This is a genomic window from Phenylobacterium sp. (assembly GCF_036723115.1).
GTDB lineage: Bacteria > Pseudomonadota > Alphaproteobacteria > Caulobacterales > Caulobacteraceae > Phenylobacterium.
The window spans coordinates 1-4,398 of record NZ_DAIMHV010000189.1 but is presented as its reverse complement, the minus strand read 5'-3'; the positions used below and the strand labels follow the sequence as shown (position 1 = coordinate 4,398).

Here is a 4,398-nt window from a genome sequence, read left to right as displayed (position 1 = left end):
AGGTCTGCCGCCTGCGCGACATCCCCATCGTCACCTTCATCAACAAGATGGACCGGGAGGCCCAGGACCCCTTCGAGCTGTTGGACGAGATCTCCTCCAAGCTCGCCCTGGATCCTGCGCCGCTCTATTGGCCGGCGGGATCGGGGGGACGGTTCAAGGGCATGATCGATCTTCGCCAGGACCGCTTCCTGCCCTTCGCCAAGAAAAGCTCGGCCGACGAGGAGGGCCATCCCGATCCCATCGCCTTCCGCGGCAATGCGGTGGTCTCCTACCTTGATCCGGAGGAACAGGCCGAGGTGGAGGAGGGCGCCATGCTGGTGCAGGAGGCCTCCAAGCCGTTCGATCCCCAGTCCTTCCTGGAAGGGCATATGACGCCGGTCTTCTTCGGCTCGGCCCTGCGCAAGTTCGGCGTGGCCCAGCTGCTGGAGGGCCTGGGGGCCCACGCCCCGCCGCCCAAGGCGGTCCCGGCGCTGAAGGGCGGCGACGAAACCCATGTGGCGCCCGGCGACCGCGAGGTGTCCGGTTTCGTCTTCAAGATCCAGGCGAACATGGACCCCAACCACCGCGACCGGGTGGCCTTCCTGCGCCTGACCTCCGGCCGCTTCACCCGGGGGATGAAGCTGAAGGTCCAGAACACCGGGCGGCAGCTTTCGGTGAACTCGCCCATCATGTTCTTCGCCTCCGACCGGGAGCTGGCCGAGGAGGCTTTCGCGGGCGACGTGATCGGCATTCCCAACCACGGGGTCCTGAGGGTAGGCGACAGCCTGTCGGAAAGCGGGACCCTCCGCTTCGCCGGCCTGCCTAACTTCGCCCCGGAAATCCTCCAGCGCGTGCGGGTCAAGGACCCGCTGAAGGCCAAGCATCTGAAAAAGGCCCTGGAAGGCCTGGCCGAGGAAGGCGTCACCCAGCTCTTCCGCCCGCAGATCGGCGCCGACTTCATCGTCGGCGCGGTGGGCCAGCTGCAGTTCGAGGTCATGGCCGACCGCCTGGCCAACGAGTACCAGCTGGAGGTTCTGTTCGAGCCCTCGCCCTATGCCGAGGCCCGCTGGCTCGGCGGCGAGAAGGTCGATGTGGACGACTTCGCCGGCAAGCATAAGAGCGCCATGGCCAGCGACATCGACGAGCAGCCGGTCTTCCTGGCCAAGTCGGCCTGGGAGATGGGGTATGTGGCCGAGCGCTATCCCAAGGTGCGCTTCGAGCGGTCCAAGGAGCGGGCCTGACCCGTGGGGGCCAAGCACGCCGTTTATGGGCGACCGCCCCGCGAACTGGCCGAGGCCGGCGAGGGCGCCCTGCAGGTCTCGCCCCTGATCCCGGGCGCGGCCGCCCTGGAGGATCTCGCCGAAGCCAGTCTGGAGAGCCTGATCATCGCCGCCCCGCCCGGCTCCCTCGAGCGGCGCTACGTGCTGGCGCTGGGCCTGCGCGCCGTGGCGCCGGGGGGAAGCCTGATCGCCCTGGCGCCCAAGGACAAGGGCGGCTCGCGCCTGGGCAAGGAGCTGGCCGCCCTGGGCGCGCCGCCGGAAGAGACCGCCCGGCGCCACCATCGCATCTGCCAGGTTCGCGTGGCGGGCGGGCTGAGCCTGGAGACGGCCCTGGCCGAGGGCGCGCCGCGCTATCTTGAGACCCTGGGCCTCTGGACCCAGCCTGGCGTCTTCAGCTGGGACCGCATCGATGCGGGCACGGCGCTGCTGTTGCAGCATCTGCCGCCGCTCGCCGGACGCGGCGCGGACTTCGGGGCGGGGCTGGGCGTGCTGGCGCAGGCGGTGCTGGCCGCCGGCGAGGTGACGGGCCTGACCCTGGCCGACATCGACCGCCGCGCCCTGGCCTGCGCCCAGCGCAATGTGGCCGATGCGCGGGCGAGCTTCCTCTGGACCGACCTGCGAGCCGGCCATCCCGACCTGGCGGATCTGGACTTCGTGGTCATGAACCCGCCCTTCCACGACGGCGGAGCCGAGGACCGGGCCCTGGGCCAGGCCTTCATCGAGGCCGCGGCCCGCGCGCTGAAGCCCGCCGGGCGGCTGGTCATGGTGGCCAACCGGCACCTGCCCTACGAAAAGACGCTGGCGACCCGGTTCTCCGCCGTCCATCTCAGCGCCCAGACCGGCGCCTACAAGGTCTATGAGGCCCGGGCGTGAGCGGCCAGGGCAAGGCGCCCATGGCCAGGCTGGACCGGCTGCTGGCCAATCTCGGCTATGGTTCGCGCAAGGAGGTGCAGGCTCTGGTCCGCGCCGGCGCCGTGGTTCTGGATGGCCAGGCGGTCAAGGACGCCGGCCAGAAGGTGGCCCTGGGCGCCGACCTGCCCCAGCGCCTGATTATCGGCGGGGCGCCCGTCGATCCGCCGGCCCCATTGACGCTCGTGATGCACAAGCCCGTGGGCGTGGTCTGCTCCCACCGGGAGCCCGGCCGCAGCGTCTATGAACTGCTGCCCCGGCGCTGGCGGGCGCGGATGCCGGGACTGTCGACCATCGGGCGGCTGGATCTGGACACCAGCGGCCTCCTGCTGATCACCGACGACGGGCCGCTGCTGCACCGGGTGATCTCCCCCCGGAGCCATGTGGCCAAGGTCTATCTCGCCGATCTCGCCCGGCCCCTTCGCGGCGACGAGGGCGAGGTCTTCGCCGCCGGGACCCTGATGCTGGAGGGGGAGACCAGCCCCCTGGCGCCCGCCACCCTGGAGATTCTGGCCCCGCAGAAGGCGCGCCTGATCATCACCGAGGGCCGCTATCATCAGGTGCGGCGCATGTTCGCCGCCCTGGGCAATCATGTCGTGGCCCTGCACCGGGAGGCGGTGGGGGGGCTGGCCCTGCCGCCGGACCTGGCGCCCGGCGCCTGGCGCATCGCGACCGAGACGGAAACCTCCGCCATCTTCGGCTGAGTGCAGCCCAAGCAAAGCCGCCGCTTTTCAGCGCCTTGCACGACGTGGCGGGCGCAAACGACGAACAATGGGCAAGGTTACGTTAACCATCTTCAACGGTTAATGACTTGTTAAAGCGCGCGGCTCCGGCTTTGCTCTGTCTCACCCGAACCTCGGCGGATCGTCCCGCTGCGGGACGCTTGTGTGATGGAGTGGGTGATGTTCGAGTTCGGCCGAGAGCTGAAGCGCATCCTGGGTGGACAAGGCGCCTGGCGTCCGAGCCGCGACGGCCTGGCCGGCGGCGACGCCGCCCTGCTCGAACTGCTCGATCTTCAGCTGCTGCGAGGCGAGGGCAAGGCCGCCGACATCGCCGCCGGCCGCATCAGCGCCAAGGACAAGCCCCAACGCCGGCTGGAGGCCGCCATCGTCTGGCGCGAGGTGGCCAGGCGGTCCGGCGACGCCGCGACCCTGCGAAAGGCCGCCAGTCAGGCCGAGGCCGCGGCGCTCGCCTTCGACCGGGACCGACGGCCGGACGGCTGGGCCCGCGCCCGGTGCGAACAGGCCTATTGCGCGCTGCTGGGCGCCGAGCTGTTCGGCGACGAGGGCCTGAACGCCGCCGCCGAGATCGCCTTTGGCGAGGCGCGGGAGGCCGCCCGCGGCGGCCTGGCCCGGCCGCTGGCGGAGGTCGGGCTGATCCTGATCGAAGGGCGACGACGCATGGCCCTGGGCGACGCCCAGGCCGCGCGGGTCGCCGCCGCCCGGTTCGAGGTCCCCCTGGCGGAGCTTTCGGCGCTCAAGCGGCGCTGCTCGGCCGCTCACCTGCTGATCGCCGAGACCCGCACCCTGCGCGCCGATCTGATGGCCGGATGGGGCGCCCGGCTGAAGGATATCGACCTGCTGCGCCTGGCCCATGACGAGGCCCGTGACGTGGCCGCCGGACTGGACGGCGCCTATGAACCCCTGGCCCACGCCCGGGCTGTGTCCCTGCGGGGCCAGATCCTGGCCCTCATGGCCGAGACCACCGGCGAGGTGGAGCAGATTCTGGAGGCGGTGACCTGCCTCACCGACGTGGCCGAGGATCTGTCCCGCGACCATAGTCCGCTGGACTGGGCCCGTGTCCACGCCGCCCTTGGCTTCGCCCTCCAGACCCTGGGGGACGCCACGGCGGGCGAGCGGGCCTATGAGCAGGCGGTGACCTGCTATGAGCGGGCCGGCCTGGTCCTGGCCCAGGCGCCGGCCCTGGCCCTGCGGGCGGCGACCTCCAACAGCCGCGCGCTCTGCCTGGCGCGGGCGGCGGAGCTTTCCGGCGACCTGGCCGTGCTGGACGCCGCCGAGGCCGCCTTCAAGATCGAGCTGGCCGAACGGCGGGCCGGCCGCGACCCGGTCAGCTGGGCGCTGACCCAGGTCAATCTGGCCCGCATCTATGAGGCGCGCCTGGACATCACCGGCAAGGATCGCGGCGAACGCGCCTCGGCCGCCCTGGCCCTGCAGGCGGCCCTGGACGTCTTCGCCGAGGAAGGCCTGCGCGCCTTCACCCTGATCGCCAT

At 71.3% G+C, this 4,398-nt stretch carries 4 protein-coding genes; all 4 read left to right on the top strand.

Translation table 11 applies throughout. The features are described 5' to 3' along the window. A partial coding sequence (locus tag V7D28_RS14055) for an EF-Tu/IF-2/RF-3 family GTPase (RefSeq protein WP_333588010.1) occupies nucleotides 1-1,220 on the top strand: 1,220 nt, incomplete at its 5' end. Between the two features lie 3 nt (nucleotides 1,221-1,223). After that, the gene (locus V7D28_RS14050; RefSeq protein ID WP_333588009.1) at nucleotides 1,224-2,132 is read left to right on the top strand and encodes a class I SAM-dependent methyltransferase; all 909 of its coding nucleotides are present in this window, start codon (nucleotides 1,224-1,226) and stop codon (nucleotides 2,130-2,132) included. A 20-nt stretch (nucleotides 2,133-2,152) separates the two neighbouring features. Continuing rightward, nucleotides 2,153-2,872: a pseudouridine synthase gene (locus V7D28_RS14045; protein WP_333588011.1), complete on the top strand. Its 720-nt coding sequence runs from the start codon at nucleotides 2,153-2,155 to the stop codon at nucleotides 2,870-2,872. A gap of 186 nt (nucleotides 2,873-3,058) precedes the next feature. After that, nucleotides 3,059-4,398: hypothetical protein (locus V7D28_RS14040; protein WP_333588008.1), on the top strand; the 1,340-nt coding region annotated here is incomplete at its 3' end.